Raw genomic sequence first — 22,817 nt, 5'->3', positions numbered from 1 at the left:
CACCCTCTGAACAGGACGCCTCATGAAACTTCGCACCCAGATTCTGTGTCTCGGCCTGGCCGGCGCCGCGCTGGTGTCCGCCGCGGGCGGCATCGGCCTGCTGGCCGTCTCGTCCATGGCGACCAAGGTGGAGGCCTCGGCGCTCTCCAGCCAGGCGCTGCAGGCGGCACTGAGCGCGGACATGATGCACGACGCCCTGCGCGGCGATGCGCAGCGCGCCTTGCTGGGCGTGATGAAGGGCGATGCCGCCACCGTCGCGGCCGCGCGCGCCGACCTGGGCGACCACATCACCACACTCGACGCGGCGCTGAAGAAGATCGCGGAATCCGGCATCGACGCCGAGGCGCGGACGGCGCTGGACGCGGCGCTGCCAGCGGTGCAGCAGTACAAGGCCTCCGCGCAGGCGGTGGTCGGCGGCGCGGCCCGGGATGTGGCCCAGGCCGAAGCCCAGGCGCCCGCGTTGAACAAGGCGTTTGCCGAGCTCGAAGACGCGCTGGAAAAACTCTCCGGCATGATCGAAGAAGATGGCGCGGCCATCTCCGAAGCGGCGGCGGCCAGCGTGAAGCAATCGCTCTGGATCCTCGCGCTCGCCGTGCTCGCGGCCATCGTCGCCCTGGTGCTCGGCGCGTTGTGGGTAGCCCGCCTCATGGCGATTCCCATGGACCAGGCCGTGTCAGCGGCCGGTCACCTGGCCCAGGGCGACCTGACCATGCCGATCCACCTGGTGGGCAACGACGACACGCGCCAGTTGCTGGAGGCCATGCGCACCATGCAGCAACGCATCGGCCAGACCGTGGGCCACGTGCAGGACAACGCCGCGCTCGTCTCCGAAGCCAGCGCGCAGATTGCACAAGGCAACACCGACCTCTCCACCCGCACCGAGCAACAGGCCTCGGCGCTGGAGGAAACGGCCGCGTCGATGGAAGAACTCGGCACCACCGTGCGCCAGACCGCCGACCACGCGGGCAAGGCCAACGAGCTGGCGCGCAACGCGTCTCAGGTGGCGGCCGAGGGCGGTGACGTGGTGGGCAAGGTGGTCGAGACCATGCGGGGCATCAACGACAGCTCGCGCCGCATCGCCGACATCATCGGCGTGATCGACGGCATCGCGTTCCAGACCAACATCCTGGCGCTGAATGCTGCGGTGGAAGCGGCGCGCGCGGGCGAGCAGGGACGCGGCTTCGCGGTCGTGGCCAGCGAGGTGCGCTCACTCGCGCAGCGCAGCGCCGAGGCGGCCAAGCAGATCAAGGGTTTGATCGACGCCAGCGTCGAGCGCGTGGCCAGCGGCACGGTGCTGGCCGACCAGGCCGGCGCGACCATGCAGGGCGTGGTCAGCGCGATCCGCCGCGTGTCGGACCTGGTGAGCGAGATCAGCAGCGCCACCAGCGAACAGAGCGCCGGCGTGGGCCAGGTGGGTGAAGCCATCAGCCAGATGGACAAGGTCACGCAGCAGAACGCCGCGCTGGTGGAAGAAAGCGCGGCGGCCGCCGACAGCCTGAAGCAGCAGGCGGTGCAGATGGTGCAGGCGGTTTCGGTGTTCAAGGTCCACCGCGAACCGCGCCTGGGGATGTCGCTGGCGGGTTGATCGGCGCACGGGCCCGCGCCGTCTTCAGCGTTCGGGCTTGAGTTTGGCCTCTTCCACAAGGCGCCGGGACGAATTCACATCGGCCGCCAGTTGCGTGGCGAAGGCCGCTGGGTCCAGCAACTCGGGCACCATGCTCACACGCGCCATGAACGCTTGCAGGCGCTGCGAGGCCGCGACCTTCGCCACCTGGGTATAGAGCGCGCTCACGCGGTCCTTGGGCGTGCCCGCGGGCGCGAAGAAGCCGTACCAGACGCCCGCTTCGAAATCCTTCTGGCCCGTTGCCTCGGCCAATGTCGGCACATCGGGGAAGCCGGCCAGGCGCTTCTTCGAACCCACCGCCAGCATGCGCAACTTCCCGGCCTTCACATGGGACTCCGCCGCCGTCACCGACACGATGCTGACCAGCACGTTGCCGGCCATCACGTCCACCAGCGCCTGCCCGGTGGCGCGGTAGCGCACGTCCTGCAACTGGGTGCCCATGGCCTGGTTCAGCTTCTCGCCATAGATCTGACCCGGCGAGCCCACGCCCGCTGACGCATAGTTGGCCTTGCCCGGGTTTTTCTTGACGTAGTCCTTGAGCTGCTCGACGTTCTGAATCGGCCACTGGGGCGCGGTCACCAACGCCAGCGGGACCGAACCCACACGCGCCACCGGGATGAATGAGGTCAGTGGGTCGTAGGGTGGCTTGTCGAGCGAGAACGGCGAGGTGGCGAACGGTGGATTGGCCGTGAACAGCAAGGTGTGGCCATCGGCCTTGGCGCGCGCCGCGTACTGCGTGCCGATCACACCGGCCGCGCCTTCGCGGTTCTCGATCACGAAAGGCACGCCCACCTGGGTCTGCAGTTCGTCGGCGAACTCACGGCCCAGCAGATCGAGGCCGTTGCCGGGTGAATAGGGCACGACGACCATGACGCGGTCGTTGGGAAATTTGTCGGTCTGCGCGATGACCGACGTGCTCAACGCGAGCGCCAGGGCCGCGGCGGCCCAGTGTCGGAAGGTCTGGTGGCTCATGGTGGATGTCTCCTGTCTTGTGTGTGTGGGTGTCGTTCAAGCCTGCACCGGCTTGCGAGACGGTTTCTCGAACGGCTCGGGTGTGAGCACACCCTGTTGAATCTGCTCGCGCAGTGCGTATTTCTGGATCTTTCCCGAGCTCGTCGTCGGGAACACATCCACGCAGTACCAGCGCACGGGCAACTTGTAGGCTGCAAGCCGCGCGCGGCAGTGGTCGTACAGGTCCAGCGCGGTGGGGCGTTCGACCTCGGGGTGGAGATGGACCACGGCCGCGACCACCTCGCCCCACTGGGCGTCGGGCTCCCCGACGATCTGCACGTCCTCCACCGCGGCATGTTGCCGCAGCACGTCTTCGATTTCCATCGGGTAGATGTTCTCGCCACCGCGGATGATGCAATCCTTCAGGCGGCCGGTGATGCTCAGATAGCCCGCGTCGTCCATCACGGCCACATCGCCGGTGCGCAGCCAGCCGTCGGCGGTCACGGCGTCTTCGGCACCCGGCGGCAGCGAGAAGTAGCCGTGCATGACCTGGTAGCCGCGCACCCAAATTTCGCCCGGTTCGTGCAGCGGCCGGATGGCACCGGTGACCGGGTCCGCGATCTTGAGTTCGGCACGCAGCGCGGGTCGGCCAATGCTGGTGGTCTGGCGTTCCAGCGAGTCGTCGGGCGAGGTCTGGCAGATCACGCCGTTGGCCTCGGTCTGGCCGTAGGTGATGGTGAAGCGGCTGCCCAGTTCGTCCTGTGCGCGGCGCACCAGCCAGTCGGGCACCAGCGAGCCCCCACTCATCAGCGTGCGCAGGCTGCTCAGGTTGCAGCTCGCGCGGTCGGGGTGGTCAAGCATGCGCATGACCATGGTCGGCACGCCGTGGATGTGGTTGACGCGTTCGGTCTCCACGATGCGCAACATGTCACCTGCGTCGAACTGCGGTTGCAGCACGAAGGTACCCTGCGACGTGAGCGCGCCGAGGTGGCTGCCCGCGCTACCGCCCACATGGAACAGCGGCATCGCCGTGGCCCACACGCCGCCCTCGGGAAAGGTCGCGCGCTGCGCCGCGAAGCGCGATGCGTTGACGAGGCCCCGGTGGTGCAGCCGCGCGCCCTTGGGCTTGCCGGTGGTGCCAGAGGTGAACTGGATCTGCGCCACGTCGGTGGGCGATACATGGGGCAACGACATGCCCGGCTGGCCTTGCGCGGTGAAAGCGTCCCAGCGCGCGAGGTCGAAGCATTCGCGCATCGCCGGCAGGCGGCCGCGCAGTTCCTGCACCACTTGCGCCATGGCCACGCCCCGGTGCTCGCGCGCATGGAACAGGCCCACGGCGCCCGAGGTGGACAGCACGTGGTGCACCTCTTCTCCCAGGTAGGCCGGGTTCACCGTGACCAGCACGAGGCCAGCCATGGCCGCGCCGTGTTGCAACAGCACCCATTCGGCACAGTTCGGCGCCCACACCGCGACCTTCTCGCCCTGGTGGAAGTGGCACAGCAGCGCGCGCGCGGCGCGTTCGGCGGCGACGAGCAGTTCGGCATAGGTCCAGCGCCGGGTGGACTGCGGCGGCAGGGGCGCTTCCACGAACCCGATGCGGTCGGGCACGTCGCGCGCCAGTTGCCGCAACAGGTCGCCGATGGTGATGTCGACCAGGGGCTGGTCGAAATTGCCCGGCCAGTGGGAGTGGGTCAGACGCGTGTCAGTCGGCATACGTATACGGATGGGGAATGGGTCGGAGATCGCAAGCGACTTGGGAACTTCGGCGGGTGGTCTTGAACACTCGGTTCCTTGCAATCGATCAACGCGCGATCTTCATGGCCTGGCGCGCGCTCTCCTGGTCCTGCGCCAGCGACCGCTGGAAGTCCTTCGGCGCCTGGATGCCGGGCAGGATGCCCTGCCCTTTGAGCGACTGCTGCACCGCGTCGCTGCGCAAGGCGGTGGCGATGCCGTCGTACAGCCGGTCCACCGTGGCTTGCGGCATGCCTGCCGGCCCGAGAAAGCCGTACCAGACACTGGCGTTGAAGTCCTTGTCGCCGGTGAGCTCGGCCAGCGTGGGCACGTTGGGCATCAGGTCGACGCGCACACCCGAGCCCACGGCCAGGGCACGCAGCTTGCCCGATTCGACCAGCGTGGTCACCGCCGGCAACGAAGCGAAGGCCGAAAGGATGTGCCCACCCGCCACGTCCACCAGCGACTGCGGCGTGGACTTGTACAGCACCTCGTCCATGTTCACGCCCTTGGTCGTCTTCAGGCGCTCCATGGCCAGGTAGCCCGCTGAGCCGACGCCCGGAGACGCGTACTGCGCCTTGGCGGGGTTGGCCTTGACGAAGGTGATGAACTGGTCGAAGGTTTTGATCTCGCTCTGCGACGACACCACCAGCACCATGGGCACCGAGCCGACCTTGGCGATCGGCGTGAAGTCCTTCACCGCGTCGTACAGCGGCGGGCTCTGCGTGAGCGGAAAGGTCACGAAGGGCGGGTTGGCGTTGAGCATGAGCACCGCACCATCGGGTTTGGCGCGCGCCACGCTGGCCGAGCCGATCGCCCCGTTGGCACCGACCCGGTTGTCCACCACCACCGGCACCTTCAGCGTGGTTTGCAGTGCGGGCGAGAAGCTGCGCGCCACGGCATCCACGCCGGTGCCCGCCGCGTGCGGCACGACCAGCATCACTTCGCCGGGCTGGGCGTGAACGGCGAGCGGTGTCGCCAGCGTGAGTGACAGGCCGACGATGCTGGCCAGCTGGATGAGTTTCATGGTTTGTCTCCTGGGTTTCTCTTGCGGTGTTGTCACGCGGGCAGGAACACTGCCAGCGGTTGCACGTCGTGCGGATCCGGATCCAGCCCCAGGGGCAAGTACCAGGCGCGCTCGAACGCGATGCGTTGCTCGCTGGCATGCAGCACGGCGCGCTCGACCTCGCGCTGCACCGCCGACACGGCAGCACTCAGGTCGGCCGTGGCCTGCCGCACCGCGGCGGTGGATGGGCCGGCGCGCTCCAGCATCTGTTGTGCCGCGTCCATCGCCGCCGCCAACGCCGGCGCGGAGGACACGGGCAGCGCCGCGTGCACATCCCGCGCCATAGCCAGGTAGTGCGAGAGCTCAAAGCGGTCGCGCTGGTGGAGGTGCGGCAAACGCTCGATCACGAAGGCAAGGTAGTCGGTGGTCAGCCGCAGCTGGTCGTGCGCCTGCGCGTGTTCCTTGCCCACCACTGGCGCGACCACGTCGTTCAGCGCCCGGATCGCGGACCGCAGGCCCACATCGGTATGGTCCATCAGAGCACCTCCTTCAACAGTTCGGCGAGTTCGTGGGCGCCCACCGGCGCAATGGCCTTGAGCCGCGCCAGCAGAATGTCCTGGTGCGACTTGCCGAGCTTGGCGACCCGATACATCGTTGCCATCGTGGTGGTGATCACCTGGAAGCAGTTGAGCACCTGGTACCAGCGCAGACGCTCCATGTCGACCGTCAGGCCCGAGGCTTCCTGGTAGCGCTGGTAGAAGCTCGCCATCGGAATCAGGCCGCAAACCAGGTAGGTCTTGCCGTCTTCCGCGAGGTGGCCTTTTTCGCGCTGCGTCATCCAGGCCAGGTCGCGGTGCCGGTCGCCGAGGTGGCCGCGCTCCCAGTCGAGCCAGGCGGTGATGCGGCCCTCGGCTTCGTCGAACAGAAAGTTGCCGCTGCGGTAGTCGCCATGCACCACGCTCACACGATCCAGCGTGGGCAGGTTGCGTTGCAGCCAGTTGGCCGCCACGTCCATCAGCGGGAAGTCTTCGCCGCGGTCTTCTTCCCAGACACGGCGCGCGCGGTTCAGTTGCCACTGCGCGCAGTCGGTGTTGCCCGTGGGCGGAACGTCCATGCTGGTGAAGCGCATGCGCCCCACGTCGGCGGTGTGGATGGTCGCCAGGTGTTGCAGAAACTGCGGCGCGAGTTGCTCGCGCAGCTGCGGGCCGAAGTTGGTGCCCAGGCCCACCACCTGGCCGGCACTGCCGTTGCGCGGTTTGGCCACGCCGGGCACGAAGGTGTAGACGATGGCGGGTTCGGGAAACCAGCGCGACTCGCGGTCGAGCCAGAACACCTTGGGCACCGGCAGCACGTCTTCGAAGGCGTCGAGCAGTTCCACTTCGCGCACTCGGCTGGTGGTGTTGGACGCTTCGGAGGGGTCCATGCGCACGACCAGCTTGTCGCGACTGGGGCCACGCCCGGGTGCGTTCCAGCTCAGGTCGAACGCGATCTGCACCTTGGATGCGCCACCGGTCAGCCAGCGCGGGTGGTGCACCTCGAACGCGCCCTCGATGTATTCAGAAAGCATGGCGTTGAGCCAGCCGACCATCTCGTCGAGCGAGACCTGTCGGTATGCAGGGCCGGCGCGCCGCTGCATCTTTCGGGTCAGCAGTTCATCGGTTTCGCGCTCGGTCGGAAACTGCTCACGCAGGCCCTGGATGAACGCCTCGGTGGGTTGGTCGCGCAAGTCCACGCTGCTCATGATTCGTTGCGCGCCAGGCGTTGCGCGAGGTAGTTGAGACCGAACAACTTGCCGTGTCCGCCATGGCCCACCTGGCCGGCGTACTGGTAACGCATCAGGGAGACGAAGGCGGCGATGGACGGGTTGATCGAACCCATGGGCCGCGTGCCGATGGCCGAGCCGAAGAACTCGTGGCGCCGGCCGCGCGCGTCGGTGGCCACGATGTGGTCGCTGATCGCCAGCATGTCGACCGTGACGGCTTCCACCGTGGCCTCCACCACGGGTGTGACCGCGCCGTGCTCCACGATGAAACCGGAGTTGACCTTGTCGTAGCGCACATGGCCATCGGGCGACACGTCCAGCATGGTGGTCAGCCACATCGACATGGCTTCGCCACAGTTGACCGAGATGTAGCAGGTGGCGCGGTCCGGCGTTTCGTTGCGCGGTCCCCAGCTGCGGTCCATGCCTTCATAACAATTCACCGCGTACTGCTCGCCCCGCACGGTGAGCGTGCCGGTGATCTGGCCTTTCAGATCGAAGTGGCCGTTCGACCAGGCATCGCCCAGACGCGGGTCGGTGTGCGCCGACTTCTTTGCGGCTCCGGGGTTTTCTTTCGGGTCGGTCGGGTCGTAGGGGTGGTGCAGGCCGCGCAGCTGCAGATCGAAACTGCAAGCGCCAAGTTTGTGTTCGTACTGGAAGCGCCAGTCGGTGAGCGACTTCGCCTGCACCGACAAGCCATTGGCCAGCGAAAAATCGGCATACGACGTCGGGCACGGCAGGTGGATCTGCGGGTCGCAGAAGTCCACCTCGTGCGGACGGCGGCGCACGCCACGCGCGATCACCACGGACGACATGGCCACGCCCAGGTTGGGGCGCGCCAGCACATACAACGTGCCGTGCAGCGCCGCTTCGGGCACATTGAAGGCGACGTAGGTGGTCTCGGTCCAGATGCGGTCGTTCGGATCGCGCGGATGGAAGTCGGTATCGGAGGCTTGGATCATCGTTTCACTTTCGCCACGCCACTGCGTGGTCGCTTTGCAACAAGAAGAGCTTTAATTTGGGTCACCCATTGAATTCTGCGACAAAAAAACCTGCGCGTCAACGGCACGTCATGGCCACTGGCGCAGCAGGTGTTTTCCCAGGTGTATCGGTAGGTGCACCCCACCGTGTGGCTACTTGCGCTGGCGCACGGCCACTTCATCCAGATAGATCTTCTGCAGCTTCAGCAGGTGATCGCGCATGAGATCGGCCGCCGCCTCGCCATCGCGCCGGCGCAGCACCTTGAGCAGCTCGCGGCGAAACGGCATCACCGTGATGTTGGACGTGCGCAGGAAGTCTTCCACGAACTGCGACGTGATGGCCATCACCGCGTCTGTGACGATCTCCAGCAACGGGTTCTGCGTCATGCGCGCGAGGATGCGGTAGAACTCCAGGTTGATGCCGGTGCGGCGCGGGGCATCGCCTGCCTTCGCGGCCGCCTCGGCCTGCGCCACATTCGCCTCGAGTTCCTGCAGTTCCTCTTCACTGCCGCGCTCACACGCCAGGCGAACCACTTCCACGCCGATCAGCAAGCGCGTTTCGGTCAGGTGGGCCGGCTGGATGGTGCCCAGCGAATACAGGTCGATCATGCCGGCGCGCACCGCATCGCCACCACCTCCGCGGATGAACGCGCCGCCGGTGGCGCCCTTCTTCACTTCCAGCAAACCCCCATCGGCCAACGAACGGATGGCCTGGCGCACCGTGTTGCGGCTGACCGCGAACTGCTCGGCCAGCTCGCGTTCGGTGGGCAGGCGGTCGCCCGTCTTGAGCTTGTGCGAGGCCAGGAGCTTGCGAATCTGTGCCTGGATCGCTTCCGCCGGGCGGGTGCTGTTGACAGGCTTGAACGCGACCCGGCGCGACTTGCGGGCCGGAGGGGTTTTGCTGGGTTCGCTGGAAGACGCCATGGAGGAGGAGAAGGTGCGATGAATGGAACAGCGGGACGCCGCTGCACAGGCCATCAGTATCATGTCATATGGTCATCCATTTCCATCTTCGAGCCGATGCAAGCCGCTTGCGTTGTGCCATGACAGCATGAGCGCCAGCCCTCCTCCCGCCCCCAGCGCCAGCGCCAGATCGCTGCTGCTCACACTGCTCGGCGAATACGTCTACCCCTCCAACGAACCGGTCTGGACCCAGTCACTGCTGCAGGCTTTCGCGTTGGTCGATATCGCGGAGAAGGCCGCGCGGCAGGCCTTGGCGCGGGCCAGTGCCGCGGGCTGGATCGAGGGTGGCAAAGAGGGCCGGCAGGCCTGGTGGTCGCTCTCCGCGGGCGGCAAGCAGCTCATCGGCGATGGATCGCGCCGCGTGCTCGGGCTGTTCCAAAACGCCGAGGAATGGAACGGTGGCTGGTTGCTGCTGCACGTCACCCTGCCCGAAGCGCGCCGCGCCGACCGCTTGCGCCTGTACCGCCTGCTGCACTGGATGGGCTTTGGCTCACCAACGCCGGGCCTGTGGATCTGCCCACACCAGGACCGCGCCGCCGCCGTCGCCAGGCGGCTGCAGGAACTGGAGCTGGAAGACGACACGCTGGCCTTCCAGGCGCGCTCGCTCGACATCGGCATTCCACAGGAGGCACTGGTGCAGAAGGCCTGGGACGTGTCCGCGCTGGCTGCGCACTATCTCGAACTCGAATCGCGCTTCGGATCGCTGCGCCCGCGCAGCGCCGAGAGCCACTTTCAGGCGCACGCGCAACTGGTGAACGCCATCCAGCGCTTGCCCGCAGTCGACCCCGGGCTCCCTCGTGCGTTGCTGCCCCCCGATTGGGTCGGCACACGCGTGACGACGCGCCTCAATGAACTGCGCCAGCGCTGGCGCGAGCCGGCACATGCGTTCTGGAAAGACCTGGGCGTGATCGCCCAGGGAAAGTGAACGGGTCCCCGTGCTGCGTCAAGCGGTCTGCAGCAAGACCGATTTCACGTTGAGGTACTGGTCCAGGTGGTCGACGCCTGACTCGCGGCCATAACCACTCATCTTGTAGCCGCCAAACGGGACTGCGGGATCCATGGGCAAGTAACAGTTCACCCACACGGTGCCCGCCTTGAGCGCACCCACCATGCGGTGGGCACGCGCGACGTCCCGAGTCCACACGCCGCTGCCCAGACCGTACGGCGTGTCGTTGGCGCGGCGAACGACCTCGTCTTCCGTGTCAAAGGGCATCGCGCTGATGACGGGTCCGAAGATTTCCTCGCGGGCTATCTCCATCTGGTCATCCACACCACTGAACACCGTGGGCGGCACGTAGTAGCCCTGCGCGAGGTCGGCGTCCATCGCTCGGCCGCCGCCTGTGAGAGCAGTCGCTCCCCCACGCTTTCCGCTGTCCATGAAGCCCACCACGCGATCCAGTTGCGCCGCGTTGGCCAACGGGCCAAGCTGGGTAGACGGATCCAGTGGCGAACCCAATCGCATCTGCCGGCCCAGCTCCGCCACACGGTAAACAAACTCGTCATGAATACTGCGCTCGACAAACAGCCTGGAGCCTGCAATGCAAAGCTGCCCGCTGTTGGTGAACACAGCGCCCGCTGCGCCCGCGACCGCGGCGTCCAGGTCCGCGTCGGCAAACACAATGTCAGGTGACTTGCCACCCAGTTCGAGAGACAGGCGCTTCACCGTCCCCGCCGATGCACGGATGATGGCCTGGCCCGTCGCGGTGGAACCCGTGAAGGCCACTTTGTCCACACCGGGGTGTGCAACCAGAGCAGCCCCCGCAGCCGCCAGTCCTGTGACCACGTTCACCACGCCAGGCGGCACACCGGCTTCCTGTATCAGTTCGGCCAGTCGCAGGATGGACAGGCACGCTTGCTCGGCGGGTTTCAGCACCACCGTGCAACCGGCGGCCAAGGCCGGTGCGATCTTCCACACGGCCTGGCTCAGGGGACTGTTCCAGGGCGTGATGGCTGCGACCACGCCAATGGGCTCCTTGACCGTGTACGAAAACACCGTGCCCGGAATGGAATTTTCGATGGTCTGACCGTGGATGGTGGTGGCCAGCCCGGCATAGAAACGAACCAGCCCCAGGACGCGGCGTTTGCCGGCCAGACTGCGCGTGATCGGGTTGCCCATGTCCAGGGTTTCGATCATGGCCAGTTCGTCGTAGTGCTGCTCGATCAGATCGGCCAGGCGCAACAACAGCATTTGGCGGTCGGACGGCTTGAACTTGCGCCATGGTCCCTCCAGCGCGGCTCGCGCGGCCTTCACCGCCAGATCCACGTCTTGCGCATCGCCTTGCGCCACGTGCGCAATCACTTGCGCGTTGGCGGGGTTATCGGTCGCGAAGGTCAGACCCGACAAGGCCTCCGTCCACTGCCCATTGATATACAGTTTTTTGGCCGCGTTCGAGCGCAGGTACGGCGGCCCATCAGCAGCCATCGGTTCAGTGGCGAGCAACATGGTTTCTCCTCAAAAATGGAATGGGTTCGCTGTGGGGCCTAGCGGCCCATCAGCCAGGCCGCCGGCACCATGACCAGCGGGGGAAACAGGGTCAGCAGCAACAACACCAGGCACTGCGCCACCAGGAAGGGCCAGACCCCCGCGATGATGCGTTCCATCTTGATCCTGGCCACGCCACAGACCACGTTGAGCACGGCGCCCACCGGCGGCGTTATCAGTCCGATGGCGTTGTTCATGATGAACAGCACGCCAAAGTACACGGGGTCAATTCCGGCCGCTTTGACCACCGGCATCAAGATGGGCGTGAGGATCAGGATGGCGGGCGTCATGTCGAGTGCCGTTCCCACCACCACGACCAACACCTGAATCGCCAACATCAACAGAATCTTGTTCTGCAGCAACGGTTCCAGCAAATCGGTGAGCTGGGCAGGGATGTCTGCAATGGTGATCATCCATGCCGAGAGCAAGGATGCCGCGGCCAGGAACATCACCACCGCCGTGGTCTGCCCTGCGGCGGCCAGCACATCGTAGAGCTGGCGCCAATGCAACTCGCGGTAGATGAACATGGTCACGAACAAGGCGTAGACCGCGCAAACGACGCCGGCTTCGGTGGGCGTGAACACCCCGAACTTCAAACCAAAAATGATGATCGCAGGCAACGCAAGCGCCCAGGCGCCGTCTGCGATCGCTTTCGCCAGTTCGCCTTTGGTGGCACGAGGCATCGGCTGCACTTTGTCCTTGCGCACTTGCAGCCACCATGTCACGGCCAATGCGACACCGAGCATCAAACCCGGGATCAGACCCGCAATGAACAACTTCGAAATGGACACGCCAGCGGCAACACCAAAGATGATGAAGCCGATGGAGGGCGGAATGACGGGCGCAATGATCCCGCCCGCAGCGATGAGCCCTGCCGACTTGCCTGGATCGTGACCCGCTCGAACCATCATGGGATACAGCACGGCGGTCAGCGCCGCCGCGTCTGCCACCGCAGATCCCGAGAGAGCCGCCATGATGCATGCCGCCACGATGACGACATAACCCAGGCCACCGGGCAGATGCCCCACCATCGCAATGCCGATGTTGACGATGCGGCGAGACAAACCGCCCTTGTTCATCACCTCACCCGCCAGCAGAAAGAACGGCACGGCCAGCAGGGAGAAGCTGTCGGCGCCGTTGATGAGGTTCTGCGCGACGATTTGCGTTTCAAAGTTATCCAGATGCCACATCAGTGCAATGCCGGACAGCAGCAATGCAAAGGCGATCGGCATGCCGATGGCCATGCACCCCAACAACGAAAACACAAAAACCCCAATCGTCATTTCGTCGCCCCCGGCTGAAGCGGCAGCACGTTTTCTTCGGACTCCACCACGTCGATCAACTCGTCTTCCGACGTCTCCCCCTTTGCGAATCGCCAGATCGCGCCCAACAACAACACGCCCGCCGTGAGACAAAACGGCAGACCCGCGGCATACAACACCGACATCGAAAGTCCCGTCGCAGGCGCTTGGGTAGCCAGGTTCACTTCTACCTGGGTCAGCAAACCGACAAGAAACAGCCACACCGCCAACAACATCAGCACATGGCTCACCAGGAAACACGCCTGCTTGCCCCGCAAGGGGAGGCGCGAGACCAGCGAGTCCAGCCCGATATGTGCACGTTGGCGAAGTGCCACGGCGGAGCCTATGAAGACCAGCCACACAAACAACCAGCGCGACAGCTCTTCGGCAACGGGGATGCCGGTGTTGAACGCATAGCGCAACACCACGTTCGCGAACACCAGAACCACCATGGCGGCCATGCTGAACACGACGACGTGCTTGAGCAGTCGGAAATAGGCTTCTATCCAACGATCCATAGAGACTTTCAAGGGAGAGTTGGCCCGCGCGTAGACGGACCCGTGTGCACCGGTAGCAGCAGCGAAAGGCCTCCGCGGAGGCTCTACCTGGAAGGACTTACGGGCGCGTCTTGCGGATCTTCTCGAGTTCTGCGTTGAACTCGCGCGCCGTGGCTTCACCGACCGACTGTGAATATTTTTCAACCACGACCTTCAGCCGGTCACGCATGCGCGCCTTTTCACCCGCACCCATCTCGGTCACCGCGACACCGCGCTGCTTCAACTCGCCCAGCAGCTTGGCTTCTTTTTCGCGGTTGAACCGGCGCTGAAAGGCAGTCGCCTCCGTTGCACTGTCCGTGAAGATTTTTCGTTCTTCGGCGCTCAGTTTGTCCCAGGTAGTTTTGGACACCAGCAGCACAAGGGGGTCGTAGATGTGAGCGGTCAGCGTCAGATTTTTCTGCACTTCGTTGAACTTGCCGGAATCGAAGGTGGCCAAGGTGGTCTCCATGCCGTCGATGGCGCCTTGTTCGAGTGCGGTGTAAACCTCATTGAAAGGCATCGGCACGGGGTTGGCACCCAGACGCGCAAAAGTGTCGATCAGTGTGGGCGTTTGCGTGACGCGGATCTTGATGCCGTCGACATCTTCCCACTTCGACACCACGCGCTTGTTGTTGGCAATGTGCTTGAAGCCGTGCTCCATATGCGCCAACGCCACCAGCTTGTGCGCCTCCAGACTCTCCCGTACCTTGCGGCCGAAAGGCCCGTCCAGCAGGGCGTCGGCCTCCCTCGCATCATGCAGAACGCCCGGGAGCACAAACAGGTTGTACTCCTTGGCCAGGCTGGTGAGCAACCCGCTGGTCACGATGGTGGCGTCGATCGTTCCCCCTTGAAGCGAACCAATCACCTGCACGTCGTTTCCCAGCACGGCGCCGGGATAGACGCGCGCCTTGATCTTTCCTGCGGACTTGTCGCCCACAAGATCGCCGAATTTCTGCGCACCGACGGTCAGTGGGTGGTCGGCCGCCGTGCTGACAGCGATGCGCAGCGTGCGTGGTGTCTGAGCGGCGGCAGACCCGAGCGCGAACGCCAAACCGATGGTCATGACGGCGGCAAACGCGTGCTTTGGCGTGAATTTCATGTTGTCTCCTTGTTGAGCCCAACGACATGGGCTCGATGTGCACGATTGAATTTTTGGGTGACCCATTTATTGGATCACCCTATAATAATCACACGCTTTGTGCTCGTCAAGCACCGTCGGGGCGCACGACTGCCAATGGTCGAGGCCGCGCACCAACTGGACACGAGGCGGCATCTTTCCCGCGAATCAATGAACGAATTTCTTGATTCATACAGGCAACTGGCTGGCATCAAGCCGCCCTACTGGAGACACGAATGAAACCGACCAATCGCACATGGCTCATCACGGGCTGCGACAAAGGCATGGGTTATGAGATCGCGCAGATGGCACTGAACCAGGGAGACAACGTGGCTGTGACGGTGCTGAACAGCAACGGCCACAGTCCTCTCACCGAACTCTTTCCAGACACTTGCCGCTCATACCATCTCAATGTCACGGAACACGAAGCGGCGGCGGAAACCATACGGCGGGCCGAGGCCGATTTCAGCGGCATCGACGTGTTGGTCAACAACGCGGGCTACGGTCTGGTGGGCGCGGCGGAGGAAACCTCGCCCGACGAATATCGGCGGCTTTTCGACGTCAATTTTTTTGGCCTGGTGGAGTGCACGCGAGCGGCCCTGCCTGGCATGAGAAAGCGGCGCAAAGGCCACATCATCAATTTTTCATCGCTCGTGGGTTTTATCGGTTTCTCCGGCATGGCCATGTACAGCGCCAGCAAATTTGCCGTCGAAGGCTTTTCCGAGTCGCTGGCAAAAGAGGTGGCACACCTCGGAATCCATGTCACGCTGATTGAACCTGGCGGCTTCCGCAGTGATTTTGCGGGCGGATCTCTCGCCACATCGTCCCTGTTGATCAGCGACTACGAGGCGAGCGCTGGCCTGACCCGAAATGCGATGAAATCCCGCCACGGCACACAGCCGGGCGACCCCGCCAGATTGGCATTGGCCCTGTTTGAGATCAGTCGCCTGGAGTCCCCTCCGCTGCGCCTGCCATTGGGGCCGGACGCATGGCAGCAGGTGTCGGACAAGGCGGGCGCAGTGGCCGCCGAGGTCCAACGCTGGAAAGACATTTCCTTCTCAACCTCGTTCCAGTAAACGTGCGTGAACATCCCTTTTGCTGAACATCTGGGTATCGAATTCGGCACGGCAGCCGAAGGCGTCAGCCGCTGCGAACTGCGGCTTCAGCCCGCCCACATGAACTCGGTCGGCGTAGCCCATGGTGGCGTTCCCTTCACGTTGGCCGATACGGGCATGGGCGCCGCGCTCAAGACGCTGCTGGCGCCGGGCGAACACTGCGCGACGATCGAACTGAAGATCAACTACCACCGGCCGGGTGCCGGCGAGACGCTGACCTGTGACAGCCAGGTCGTGCACAAGGGGCGCACGATCGCGACGGTCGAGAGCCGGGTGAGCGCCGACGGCAAGCTGATCGCTTCGTGCCTGGGAACCTTCGCCATCACGGCCGGCGTGCCTCGGTGATCCGCGAACGCCGTCGGCGCGACTCCTAGTCGCCCAACCAGTTCGCCTTGAGCTCCGCCTTCGCGATCTTGCCCGTTGCATTGGTGGGTAGCGGTTCGCGGCGCAGCCACCAGCGGCTGGGCACCTGGAATTTTCCAAGGTGCGACTGCGCATGCGCGGCCAATGCCTCGCTGGTGACGGCCTGGCCTTCACGCAACACCACCACGGCGGCGACCTCTTCGCCCAGGTCCGCGTGCGGCAACGGCAGCACCGCCACTTCCTGAACGGCGGGATGGGTCTGCAGGCATTGCTCCACGTGCGCGCAGGCGATGTTTTCACCCGCGCGGATCACGATGTCTTTCGAACGTCCACTGAGGAACAGATAGCCGTTTTCATAGCGACCCAGGTCGCCCGTGCGCACCCAGCCTTCGCTGTCGGTCGCCGCCTCCGCCTCGCCCCACACGCCCAAGGTGACCGTGGGGGTGCGCGCCTGGATGTCCCCCACGCCCTGTGCATCCGCGTTCACGATGCGCAACTCGACCACGGGCAAGGGCTTGCCCACACAACCCGGGCGCTCGCGCAGATCGTCCGCGCTGCCGGCCGCGAGAATGCCGCCGGCCTCCGTGCAGCCGTACAGGCTGCCCACGCTTTTCTTCACACCGGGGAACACCTGCGGGATGCGCGCGCGCAGCTCGGGAGAAATGGCCGATCCGCCCATGGGGATGGACCGCAGACTGGAGACATCGTGTCGTCCAATGTCCGGATGCTCGAGAACCCGCGAGACCATCGTGGGGATGCTGCCCCACACGCGCACGCGCTCCTGCTCGATCAGGCGCAACACCGCCGCCGCATCGAAGCGGCCTTCCAACAGCACCAGCTTGCCGCCGGTGAGCAAGGTCGAGATGCTGACCTGCACCCCGGCCAGGTGGAACAGCGGCACCGTGAGCAGGCTCACCGTGCCGGGTGCGTCGGGCGCCATCTCGCTCGGCAGCCGCCCGGTGAGCACCAGCAGGTTCTGCAGGTTGGCCACCACGCCGCCTTGCGACATCAGTGCGCCCTTGGCGCGGCCCGTCGTGCCGGACGTGAACATGATGATGGCCAGCGCGTCTTCGGACACGTCGGGCGGCGGTGGCAGGGCGTGGCGCTCGCCGCCATCGACCCATTGGCGCACCGTGGCCATGTCGATCACGTTGGGCTCTTGCCGCAGCCCGCGCTTGGCCAGCCAGTCGGCCAGCACCCAGGACGGCTCCACGTCGGCGATCGCCTCGCTGGTTTCCTGAGCGCTCCACCAGGCGTTGCACAGCACCGCCACCGCACCGAGCGATTGAACGGCCCAGAACGCCGCCAGCCATTCGATGCTGTTGTAAGCCAGCAGCACGACGCGGTCGCCCGTGCGCACACCACGCGCCTGCAGTTGCACCACCACGCGCGCGACCGCGGCCTCGAAGGCCCCGAAACTCAGACGGCGTTCGCCTTCGACGACGAAGGTGCGGCCGCCCTGCCAGCGGCGCGCATCGCGCAGCAGCGCGCCGACCGAGCGTGGCCGGTGTGTGTAGATGCGGCACGCATGGCCCTGCACCCGACCAGCTTCGACCTCACGGCCCCACAGGGGCGCTTCTACCACGGGGTTCATACCTGTTCTCCGTTCGCGGCGGCAGTGAGGCGCCGCACCTCGTCCGCGCTGAAGCCGAAGTCGGTCAGCACCTGCTCGGTGTGCTCGCCCGTCTGTGGCGCGCGCGGCGCTTCCTTGCGCGGCTGGAAATCGAAGCGCACGGGCGCGTCCACCGACATGTGGCCCTCGACCTCGGTCCACGCGCCGATCGCCTTGGCCTGCTCGTCCTCGAGCACTTCTTCCGGCACCTGGATCGGTGCCCACCAGACCTCGTGCTTGTCCAACTGCTCGGCCCAGTAGGCCAGCGGCTGGCTGTTGAAGGCCTGGTCGAACAGCGCGATCAGTTCGGCGGCGTGCGTGCCGATGCCGCGCCCGTCCTTGAAGCGTTCGTCGTCGACCAGGTCTTCGCGGCCGATGGCGCGCAGCACGGTCGGCAGATGGCGCCTCGCCTCGACGCCCACCAGGAAGAACCAGCGATCGTCGGCCGTTCGGTAGGAGTTGTACATCGGCGTGCGCGACTGCTCGCGCGGCTTGGGCGGTTTGGGGTTGCCGCCCAAGGCCTTCTGCCCCAGCTCGCCGCCCAGCGCCCACATGCCGGTGCGCATGAGCGAGGCTTCCACGAAGCGGCCCTCTCCGGTCTGGTGGCGTTCCATGAGCGCGGCGAGGATGCCGGTGGCCGCCGTCATGGCAGTGAAGGCATCGCCAATGCCTTGCAGCAAGGCGGGGGGCGGCGTGCCGGCGGTGGTGATCTCGTGCGCCACGCCAGTGCGGCCATAGAACGCGGCGATGTCGTAGCCCGGCCGGTCCTGGTCGGGCCCGCCCCAACCATAGGCGCTCACCGTGCAATACACCAGGCGCGGATAGCGCGCGCGGATCTCGGCGGCGCCCAGGCCCAGGCGCTGCAGCGCATCGGGCCGCAGGTTGGTCAGCAGCACGTCGGCATTCGCCAGCAACTGCCCCAGCGCGGCCAGACCTTCACCGGTCTTCACGTCGAGCACGAGCGAACGTTTGCCGCGGTTGGCCAGCGTGAAAGCCGCGTTCGGCGTGCCGGCGCGCGCACCCATCTTGGCAAAGATGGTGCGCATGGGCTCGCCGCCCGGCGGCTCCACCTTGATGACGTCGGCGCCCCAGTCGGCCAGCAGGCCACCAGCGAGCGGGCCCGCCATCCAGTGGGCGAACTCGATCACGCGCACGCCTTTCAACGGCTGCGCGGGGCGATCGGAAAGAGGTGCGGTGGGGTTTTGTGTGTCCATTTTCAAATGCTACATTTAATTGACGCAACGGTCAAACGTTGTATCATGCCGGGACACATTTCAGGAGATACGCTTATGGACGACGCTGTGATCGTCGAGAAAGAAGGACCTGTGGCGAGGCTGGTGATGAACCGCCCCGACAAACACAACGCATTGCGTTTCGACGACCTGGACCGCATGGTCGAGGCGCTGCACGAAGCCGAGGAAGACGACCAGGTGCGCGTCATCGTGCTCAAGGGCAACGGCGCTTCGTTCTGCGCCGGGCACGACTACAACGACGCGCTGAAGTCCTACGGCCTCGAACCCGCCGCCGACGGCAAGAAGCCGCGCCGGCCCAGCCAGCGCACGCGCCTTCTGCGCGACCGCAAGCTGGGCATGAACTACATGGCGTTCCAGAACTCGATGAAACCGGTGATCGCGCAGGTGCACGGTCATTGCACGGGCGTGGGCATGTACCTGGTGGAGCTGGTCGACCTGGCCATCTGCGCGCACGACACGCAGTTCAGCCACGCCGAGCAACGGCTGGGCCTGGCGGGCAACACCTGGCACATGAACAGCCAGATCCTGATGTACGGAGCCAAGAAGGCGCGCGAACTCATGCTGCTGGGCAACAGCTTCGACGGTCCGACGGCCGAACGCCTGGGCCTGGTCAACCTGTCGGTGCCTGGCGCAGAGCTCGATGCCGCGGTGAACGACTGGGCGCTGCGCATCGCCAAGCACCCGCGCGACGCGCTGGTCACCGGCAAGGCCATGCACCAGATGGCGTTGGAGAGCCTGGGCGGCGCGGCGCAGTTCACGCGCGGCTTTGTGGGCCACACGCTGGGCACCAACCTGCGCTTCGAAGACGACGAGTTCAACATCCTGCGCACGCGCTCGCAGGACGGCACCACGTCCACCTTCAAGCAGCGAGACCAGCGCTTCGACACCTCCGAGGACAACTGACATGGAACTCAAAGTCACAGAAAGCAGCGTGCAAGACGGCGTGGCGCTGGTGCGCCTGAACCGGCCCGATCGCGGCAACTCGTGGACACACCGCATGAACGCGGAATACCGCTGGCTCATGCAATCGCACGATCAGAACCCTGACGTGCGCGTGATCGTGGTCACGGGCGCGGGCCGCCAGTTCTGCGTTGGCGCCGACTTCCGCGCGCTGGAGCACCACCAGGCGTCGACGAAGGACTACAGCAAGGCCACGGAGGAACTGGAATTCGCCCACCCCGGCAGCGGTGTGCACGAGGAGTTCGAGCACGAGCTGGTGTGGCACTGGGGCCTGAACAAGCCCGTGATCGCGGCAGTCAACGGCGCGTGCGCGGGCATCGCCGTGTCGCTCGCGGCGTTCTGCGATCTGCGCTATGCAGCCGCGGGCGCGAAGTTCACCGCGGCCACGTCCAAGCTCGGTTTGCCGGCCGAATACGGCTTGTCCTGGGTGCTGCCGCGCCTGATCGGCCTGGCGCCTTCCGTGGACATTCTCTTCACGGGGCGCGTCGTGCTGGCCGAGGAAATGCAGTCGCTGGGCTTTCTGCATGGCGTGCTGCCCGCCGACAACTTCGAGGCCGAGGTGTTGGCTCGGGCACGCGCATTCGCCGCGTCGGTGTCCCCTGTCGCGGTCCGTGCGGCCAAGCGGCAGATCTATGCGGAGCAGATGCACTTGCAGCCAGGGCGCGCGGTGGAGGATGCCAAGCGTTTGACCGGCGAACTGCTCAAGCATCCGGACTGCCGGGAGGGCGTGAAGGCCATGCAGGAGAAACGGACGCCGACGTTCCAACCGCTGGCGCAAGCCTGACTCAGCGCGTCAGCAACCCGCGCAACATGCGCTCAGGGCTCGCCAGAAAATCGCGCGTGACGCGAAAGTGCTCCGTGTCCTCATAGGCCACCGGCGCTACACCCTCCGCCGTGCATTGGTAGATGCACGCATCCGGGTAGGCCATGAGCAGCGGTGAGTGGGTGGCGATGACGAACTGCGAACCATCCTTCACCAGGTCGTGGATGCGCGAGAGCACCGCCAACTGGCGCTGCGGCGAGAGCGCGGCTTCCGGTTCGTCCAGGATGTAGAGCCCCTGTCCGCCAAAGCGCTCGTTGAGCAAGGTCAGGAACGACTCGCCGTGCGACTGCTCGTGCAGCGAACGGCCGCCATACGAATGGATCACCGGCGGGCCGAACGACGGCTCCGCATCGAGGTTCTCGATCTCGGTGGCCACGTTGAAGAAACTCTCGGCCCGCAGAAAGTAGCCGGTGCGCGGCCGCTTGAAGCCCTTGGCGAGGCGCAGGTATTCGTGCAACTCCGAGTGCGAACGCCGGGTGCTGAAGTTGAAATTCTTGCTGCCGCCTTCGGCGTTGAAGCCGAGCGAGACGGCGATGGCTTCGAGCAGTGTCGACTTGCCCGAGCCGTTTTCGCCGACGAAGAAGGTGACCTTGGGATGGAAATCCAGCTGGTCGAGCGAGCGCACCGCCGGCAGGCAGAAGGGGTAGCGCTGGAAGTCGTCGATGCGGTCGCGCCGCAGGCTCATGCGCTGCAGGAACTGCGACGACAGCATCAGGCGGCGGACGTGCGCGCGGCCGGCGGCGTTTCGCAGCTCGCCCTGAGCGCGCTGCAGCGCTCGTCCTCCACCGGCCGTACCTCGAACTGCAGGCCCAAGGCCATGCAGGGGTTTTGCGCGGCCAGCGCGGTGGCCTCTTCCAGGCTGCTGGCCACGAAGAACCAGTAGCCGCCGACGATTTCCTTGGCTTCGGTGAAGGGGCCGTCGATCACGCCCTGGCGCGTGACCAGCCGGGCCGGCGTGGCCAGGCGCTGGCCGCTTTTCATCTTGCCCGCGGCCACGAGCTGGTCGTGCCAGGTGTAGAAATCGTCGATCGCTTGCTGAATGTCTTCGGTGGATGCGTCGGCGTCCCACTGGCCGCGCGAGAGCACGAGGTAGTCGGACACGGCGCTGGAATCGGTCGTCATGGAATGCAAGCTCCTTCTTCGTTCATGAAAGCAGGCGAGGCACCGCGGACACCAGCATGGCCACGCCGGACAGGCTGAGCAGCGTGAGCACCAGTTGGCGAAACGCGGCTTCGCTCAAGCCCACGTACACGCGCGCACCGAGCAACACCGGCACGAGCAAGGCCGCCGCCACCCAGGGCAGCAGCGCCCACATGTCGCGCGTCACGGTGCCGGTGAGCACGTAGCCCAGCATGGTGCACGCCAGGGCCGCGAGGTTGAAATTCTGGATGATGGCGCGTTGCTCGTCTTTCGCCAAGCCGCGCAGCGTGCACCACAGCGTGGGCACCACGCCGGTGAACCCGCCAATGCCGCCCATGAAACCGCCGGCCGCGCCGGCCACGCCATCGGCCCGGCGCCCGCCGCCCGTCACTTTGGGGAGGCGCGAGGAGAACAGCATCACCGGGCACCAGAGCACCAGCACGCAGCCGAGCACCAGCTTGAAGAGGTCCGGGTTGAGGTGGGGCAGCACGGCAATGCCGAAGGGAATGCCCACCGCGCCGCCCACCAGGAACGGCGCGAGCGAGGACAGGCGCAGCCCGCGCCGATTCGACACCACCGCCACGATCTGTCCGGTGAGGGAACCGAACACCGCCATCACCGCCGCCACACGCGGCTCGATGCCCCAGACCCAGAACGACATGGCCACCATGCCGAAGGCGAAACCGGAGAGCCCCTGCACAAAACCGGCCACGGCCGCGCCCACCACGAGCAAGGCGAGTTCAGGTGTCATGCGTGTTTGGTGTCAACGGACACCCCTTCGAGGGAAGTGGAATCATCCGGGGGACTGTACCTGCGCGCGCAACGGCACGCCGTAAACTCGGCGCCATGTCACTCAAAATTACCGTCTATTCCAAGTCCGCCTGCCCGCAATGCGAGTCGGCCAAGATGCTGCTCAAGTCCCGCTCGCTGCCGTTCGAGGAAATCAAGATCGACGACGAGACCGAACGCCTGGCGTTCTACGAAAAGTGCGGCCCGTCGGTGCGGCAGATGCCGCAGATCTTCATCAACGACCAACGCGTGGGCGGCCTGAGCGGGCTGCAGGCGGCACTGGTGCAACTGGGTCAGTAAGTCCACGCCCCG

General features: G+C 65.6%; 23 protein-coding genes. 7 read left to right on the top strand and 16 right to left on the bottom strand.

Going from position 1 to position 22,817, the window contains the following annotated elements:
• Window positions 1–22: 22 nt before the first annotated feature.
• Window positions 23–1,585 carry a methyl-accepting chemotaxis protein gene (locus FFS09_RS16100; RefSeq protein WP_252374391.1) on the top strand — a complete coding sequence of 521 codons (1,563 nt, stop codon included), beginning with the start codon at window positions 23–25 and terminating at the stop codon, window positions 1,583–1,585.
• Window positions 1,586–1,609: 24 nt separating this feature from the next.
• Here FFS09_RS16100 and FFS09_RS16095 read toward each other — a convergent pair whose 3' ends face one another.
• From FFS09_RS16095 to FFS09_RS16065, 7 genes are all read right to left on the bottom strand, one after another.
• Window positions 1,610–2,596, bottom strand: coding sequence for a Bug family tripartite tricarboxylate transporter substrate binding protein (locus tag FFS09_RS16095; RefSeq protein ID WP_137919911.1), 987 nt, complete (start codon window positions 2,594–2,596; stop codon window positions 1,610–1,612).
• A gap of 36 nt (window positions 2,597–2,632) precedes the next feature.
• Window positions 2,633–4,288, bottom strand: a complete 1,656-nt coding sequence (locus FFS09_RS16090; protein ID WP_137919910.1) for an AMP-binding protein — start codon at window positions 4,286–4,288, stop codon at window positions 2,633–2,635.
• 88 nt (window positions 4,289–4,376) lie between these two features.
• Complete coding sequence (locus FFS09_RS16085; RefSeq protein ID WP_137919909.1) at window positions 4,377–5,333, bottom strand: Bug family tripartite tricarboxylate transporter substrate binding protein; 957 nt, start codon at window positions 5,331–5,333, stop codon at window positions 4,377–4,379.
• A 32-nt stretch (window positions 5,334–5,365) separates the two neighbouring features.
• The gene (locus tag FFS09_RS16080; RefSeq protein WP_137919908.1) at window positions 5,366–5,848 is read right to left on the bottom strand and encodes a hypothetical protein; all 483 of its coding nucleotides are present in this window, start codon (window positions 5,846–5,848) and stop codon (window positions 5,366–5,368) included.
• Window positions 5,848–7,053, bottom strand: a complete 1,206-nt coding sequence (locus FFS09_RS16075) for a phosphotransferase family protein (protein ID WP_137919907.1) — start codon at window positions 7,051–7,053, stop codon at window positions 5,848–5,850. The genes FFS09_RS16080 and FFS09_RS16075 overlap by 1 nt, the downstream gene beginning before the upstream one ends.
• The gene (locus FFS09_RS16070) at window positions 7,050–8,033 is read right to left on the bottom strand and encodes a DUF7064 domain-containing protein (protein ID WP_137919906.1); all 984 of its coding nucleotides are present in this window, start codon (window positions 8,031–8,033) and stop codon (window positions 7,050–7,052) included. Before FFS09_RS16070 ends, FFS09_RS16075 begins: the two co-directional genes overlap by 4 nt.
• A gap of 171 nt (window positions 8,034–8,204) precedes the next feature.
• Window positions 8,205–8,975 (bottom strand): FadR/GntR family transcriptional regulator, encoded by a 771-nt coding sequence (locus FFS09_RS16065; protein WP_171020058.1) that lies wholly within the window; start codon window positions 8,973–8,975, stop codon window positions 8,205–8,207.
• Between the two features lie 127 nt (window positions 8,976–9,102).
• Between FFS09_RS16065 and FFS09_RS16060 the strand changes: the two genes are divergently transcribed.
• On the top strand, window positions 9,103–9,939 hold the full coding sequence (locus FFS09_RS16060; protein WP_171020057.1) for a PaaX family transcriptional regulator: 837 nt from the start codon (window positions 9,103–9,105) through the stop codon (window positions 9,937–9,939).
• An 18-nt stretch (window positions 9,940–9,957) separates the two neighbouring features.
• Here FFS09_RS16060 and FFS09_RS16055 read toward each other — a convergent pair whose 3' ends face one another.
• The 4 genes from FFS09_RS16055 to FFS09_RS16040 all read right to left on the bottom strand — a co-directional run bounded on the left by FFS09_RS16055 (window position 9,958) and on the right by FFS09_RS16040 (window position 14,396).
• Window positions 9,958–11,457 (bottom strand): aldehyde dehydrogenase family protein, encoded by a 1,500-nt coding sequence (locus tag FFS09_RS16055; protein ID WP_289509307.1) that lies wholly within the window; start codon window positions 11,455–11,457, stop codon window positions 9,958–9,960.
• 38 nt (window positions 11,458–11,495) lie between these two features.
• Window positions 11,496–12,779 (bottom strand): TRAP transporter large permease, encoded by a 1,284-nt coding sequence (locus FFS09_RS16050; RefSeq protein WP_137919933.1) that lies wholly within the window; start codon window positions 12,777–12,779, stop codon window positions 11,496–11,498.
• Window positions 12,776–13,315, bottom strand: coding sequence for a TRAP transporter small permease (locus tag FFS09_RS16045; protein WP_137919903.1), 540 nt, complete (start codon window positions 13,313–13,315; stop codon window positions 12,776–12,778). Before FFS09_RS16045 ends, FFS09_RS16050 begins: the two co-directional genes overlap by 4 nt.
• A 97-nt stretch (window positions 13,316–13,412) precedes the next feature.
• Window positions 13,413–14,396 (bottom strand): DctP family TRAP transporter solute-binding subunit, encoded by a 984-nt coding sequence (locus tag FFS09_RS16040; protein ID WP_171020056.1) that lies wholly within the window; start codon window positions 14,394–14,396, stop codon window positions 13,413–13,415.
• Window positions 14,397–14,686: 290 nt separating this feature from the next.
• Between FFS09_RS16040 and FFS09_RS16035 the strand changes: the two genes are divergently transcribed.
• Window positions 14,687–15,526 (top strand): oxidoreductase, encoded by an 840-nt coding sequence (locus tag FFS09_RS16035; RefSeq protein ID WP_137919901.1) that lies wholly within the window; start codon window positions 14,687–14,689, stop codon window positions 15,524–15,526.
• Window positions 15,527–15,532: 6 nt separating this feature from the next.
• Window positions 15,533–15,910 (top strand): PaaI family thioesterase, encoded by a 378-nt coding sequence (locus FFS09_RS16030; RefSeq protein ID WP_137919900.1) that lies wholly within the window; start codon window positions 15,533–15,535, stop codon window positions 15,908–15,910.
• Between the two features lie 25 nt (window positions 15,911–15,935).
• Here FFS09_RS16030 and FFS09_RS16025 read toward each other — a convergent pair whose 3' ends face one another.
• Together FFS09_RS16025 and FFS09_RS16020 are read right to left on the bottom strand one after the other, a co-directional pair.
• A complete protein-coding gene (locus FFS09_RS16025; protein WP_137919899.1) occupies window positions 15,936–17,522 on the bottom strand; it encodes a class I adenylate-forming enzyme family protein in 1,587 nt (528 codons plus the stop codon).
• A complete protein-coding gene (locus tag FFS09_RS16020; protein WP_137919898.1) occupies window positions 17,519–18,754 on the bottom strand; it encodes a CaiB/BaiF CoA transferase family protein in 1,236 nt (411 codons plus the stop codon). The genes FFS09_RS16025 and FFS09_RS16020 overlap by 4 nt, the downstream gene beginning before the upstream one ends.
• A gap of 75 nt (window positions 18,755–18,829) precedes the next feature.
• Here FFS09_RS16020 and FFS09_RS16015 point away from each other — a divergent pair, with 75 nt between their 5' ends.
• Both FFS09_RS16015 and FFS09_RS16010 read left to right on the top strand, forming a co-directional pair.
• Window positions 18,830–19,696 (top strand): enoyl-CoA hydratase/isomerase family protein, encoded by an 867-nt coding sequence (locus FFS09_RS16015; RefSeq protein WP_171020055.1) that lies wholly within the window; start codon window positions 18,830–18,832, stop codon window positions 19,694–19,696.
• 1 nt (window position 19,697) lies between these two features.
• Complete coding sequence (locus FFS09_RS16010; RefSeq protein ID WP_137919896.1) at window positions 19,698–20,537, top strand: enoyl-CoA hydratase-related protein; 840 nt, start codon at window positions 19,698–19,700, stop codon at window positions 20,535–20,537.
• 1 nt (window position 20,538) lies between these two features.
• Here FFS09_RS16010 and FFS09_RS16005 read toward each other — a convergent pair whose 3' ends face one another.
• The 3 genes from FFS09_RS16005 to FFS09_RS15995 are packed head-to-tail and all read right to left on the bottom strand — an operon-like array spanning window position 20,539 to window position 22,467.
• A complete protein-coding gene (locus FFS09_RS16005; RefSeq protein WP_137919895.1) occupies window positions 20,539–21,288 on the bottom strand; it encodes an AAA family ATPase in 750 nt (249 codons plus the stop codon).
• Window positions 21,288–21,698, bottom strand: coding sequence for a YciI family protein (locus FFS09_RS16000; RefSeq protein WP_137919894.1), 411 nt, complete (start codon window positions 21,696–21,698; stop codon window positions 21,288–21,290). Before FFS09_RS16000 ends, FFS09_RS16005 begins: the two co-directional genes overlap by 1 nt.
• Before the next feature lie 22 nt (window positions 21,699–21,720).
• Window positions 21,721–22,467 carry a sulfite exporter TauE/SafE family protein gene (locus FFS09_RS15995; RefSeq protein WP_137919893.1) on the bottom strand — a complete coding sequence of 249 codons (747 nt, stop codon included), beginning with the start codon at window positions 22,465–22,467 and terminating at the stop codon, window positions 21,721–21,723.
• A gap of 95 nt (window positions 22,468–22,562) precedes the next feature.
• On the opposite strand from FFS09_RS15995, the gene FFS09_RS15990 reads away from it, so the two are divergent.
• A complete protein-coding gene (locus FFS09_RS15990) occupies window positions 22,563–22,805 on the top strand; it encodes a glutaredoxin family protein (protein ID WP_137919892.1) in 243 nt (80 codons plus the stop codon).
• The last annotated feature ends 12 nt before the right edge of the window (window positions 22,806–22,817 follow it).

This window comes from Hydrogenophaga sp. 2FB (genome assembly GCF_005503365.1).
Lineage (GTDB): Bacteria > Pseudomonadota > Gammaproteobacteria > Burkholderiales > Burkholderiaceae_C > Hydrogenophaga.
The sequence above is the reverse complement of the archived record's forward strand: the minus strand, read 5'-3'. Positions and strand labels throughout refer to the sequence as shown.

What these genes read in the sequence shown, in the direction of transcription:
- FFS09_RS16100 (WP_252374391.1), top strand. Translation starts at nt 23, where the DNA reads ATGAAACTTCGCACCCAGATTCTGTGTCTCGGCCTGGCCGGCGCCGCG.
- FFS09_RS16095 (WP_137919911.1), bottom strand. Translation starts at nt 2,596, where the DNA reads ATGAGCCACCAGACCTTCCGACACTGGGCCGCCGCGGCCCTGGCGCTC.
- FFS09_RS16090 (WP_137919910.1), bottom strand. Translation starts at nt 4,288, where the DNA reads ATGCCGACTGACACGCGTCTGACCCACTCCCACTGGCCGGGCAATTTC.
- FFS09_RS16085 (WP_137919909.1), bottom strand. Translation starts at nt 5,333, where the DNA reads ATGAAACTCATCCAGCTGGCCAGCATCGTCGGCCTGTCACTCACGCTG.
- FFS09_RS16080 (WP_137919908.1), bottom strand. Translation starts at nt 5,848, where the DNA reads ATGGACCATACCGATGTGGGCCTGCGGTCCGCGATCCGGGCGCTGAAC.
- FFS09_RS16075 (WP_137919907.1), bottom strand. Translation starts at nt 7,053, where the DNA reads ATGAGCAGCGTGGACTTGCGCGACCAACCCACCGAGGCGTTCATCCAG.
- FFS09_RS16070 (WP_137919906.1), bottom strand. Translation starts at nt 8,033, where the DNA reads ATGATCCAAGCCTCCGATACCGACTTCCATCCGCGCGATCCGAACGAC.
- FFS09_RS16065 (WP_171020058.1), bottom strand. Translation starts at nt 8,975, where the DNA reads ATGGCGTCTTCCAGCGAACCCAGCAAAACCCCTCCGGCCCGCAAGTCG.
- FFS09_RS16060 (WP_171020057.1), top strand. Translation starts at nt 9,103, where the DNA reads ATGAGCGCCAGCCCTCCTCCCGCCCCCAGCGCCAGCGCCAGATCGCTG.
- FFS09_RS16055 (WP_289509307.1), bottom strand. Translation starts at nt 11,457, where the DNA reads ATGTTGCTCGCCACTGAACCGATGGCTGCTGATGGGCCGCCGTACCTG.
- FFS09_RS16050 (WP_137919933.1), bottom strand. Translation starts at nt 12,779, where the DNA reads ATGACGATTGGGGTTTTTGTGTTTTCGTTGTTGGGGTGCATGGCCATC.
- FFS09_RS16045 (WP_137919903.1), bottom strand. Translation starts at nt 13,315, where the DNA reads ATGGATCGTTGGATAGAAGCCTATTTCCGACTGCTCAAGCACGTCGTC.
- FFS09_RS16040 (WP_171020056.1), bottom strand. Translation starts at nt 14,396, where the DNA reads ATGACCATCGGTTTGGCGTTCGCGCTCGGGTCTGCCGCCGCTCAGACA.
- FFS09_RS16035 (WP_137919901.1), top strand. Translation starts at nt 14,687, where the DNA reads ATGAAACCGACCAATCGCACATGGCTCATCACGGGCTGCGACAAAGGC.
- FFS09_RS16025 (WP_137919899.1), bottom strand. Translation starts at nt 17,522, where the DNA reads ATGAACCCCGTGGTAGAAGCGCCCCTGTGGGGCCGTGAGGTCGAAGCT.
- FFS09_RS16020 (WP_137919898.1), bottom strand. Translation starts at nt 18,754, where the DNA reads ATGGACACACAAAACCCCACCGCACCTCTTTCCGATCGCCCCGCGCAG.
- FFS09_RS16015 (WP_171020055.1), top strand. Translation starts at nt 18,830, where the DNA reads ATGGACGACGCTGTGATCGTCGAGAAAGAAGGACCTGTGGCGAGGCTG.
- FFS09_RS16010 (WP_137919896.1), top strand. Translation starts at nt 19,698, where the DNA reads ATGGAACTCAAAGTCACAGAAAGCAGCGTGCAAGACGGCGTGGCGCTG.
- FFS09_RS16005 (WP_137919895.1), bottom strand. Translation starts at nt 21,288, where the DNA reads ATGCTGTCGTCGCAGTTCCTGCAGCGCATGAGCCTGCGGCGCGACCGC.
- FFS09_RS16000 (WP_137919894.1), bottom strand. Translation starts at nt 21,698, where the DNA reads ATGACGACCGATTCCAGCGCCGTGTCCGACTACCTCGTGCTCTCGCGC.
- FFS09_RS15995 (WP_137919893.1), bottom strand. Translation starts at nt 22,467, where the DNA reads ATGACACCTGAACTCGCCTTGCTCGTGGTGGGCGCGGCCGTGGCCGGT.
- FFS09_RS15990 (WP_137919892.1), top strand. Translation starts at nt 22,563, where the DNA reads ATGTCACTCAAAATTACCGTCTATTCCAAGTCCGCCTGCCCGCAATGC.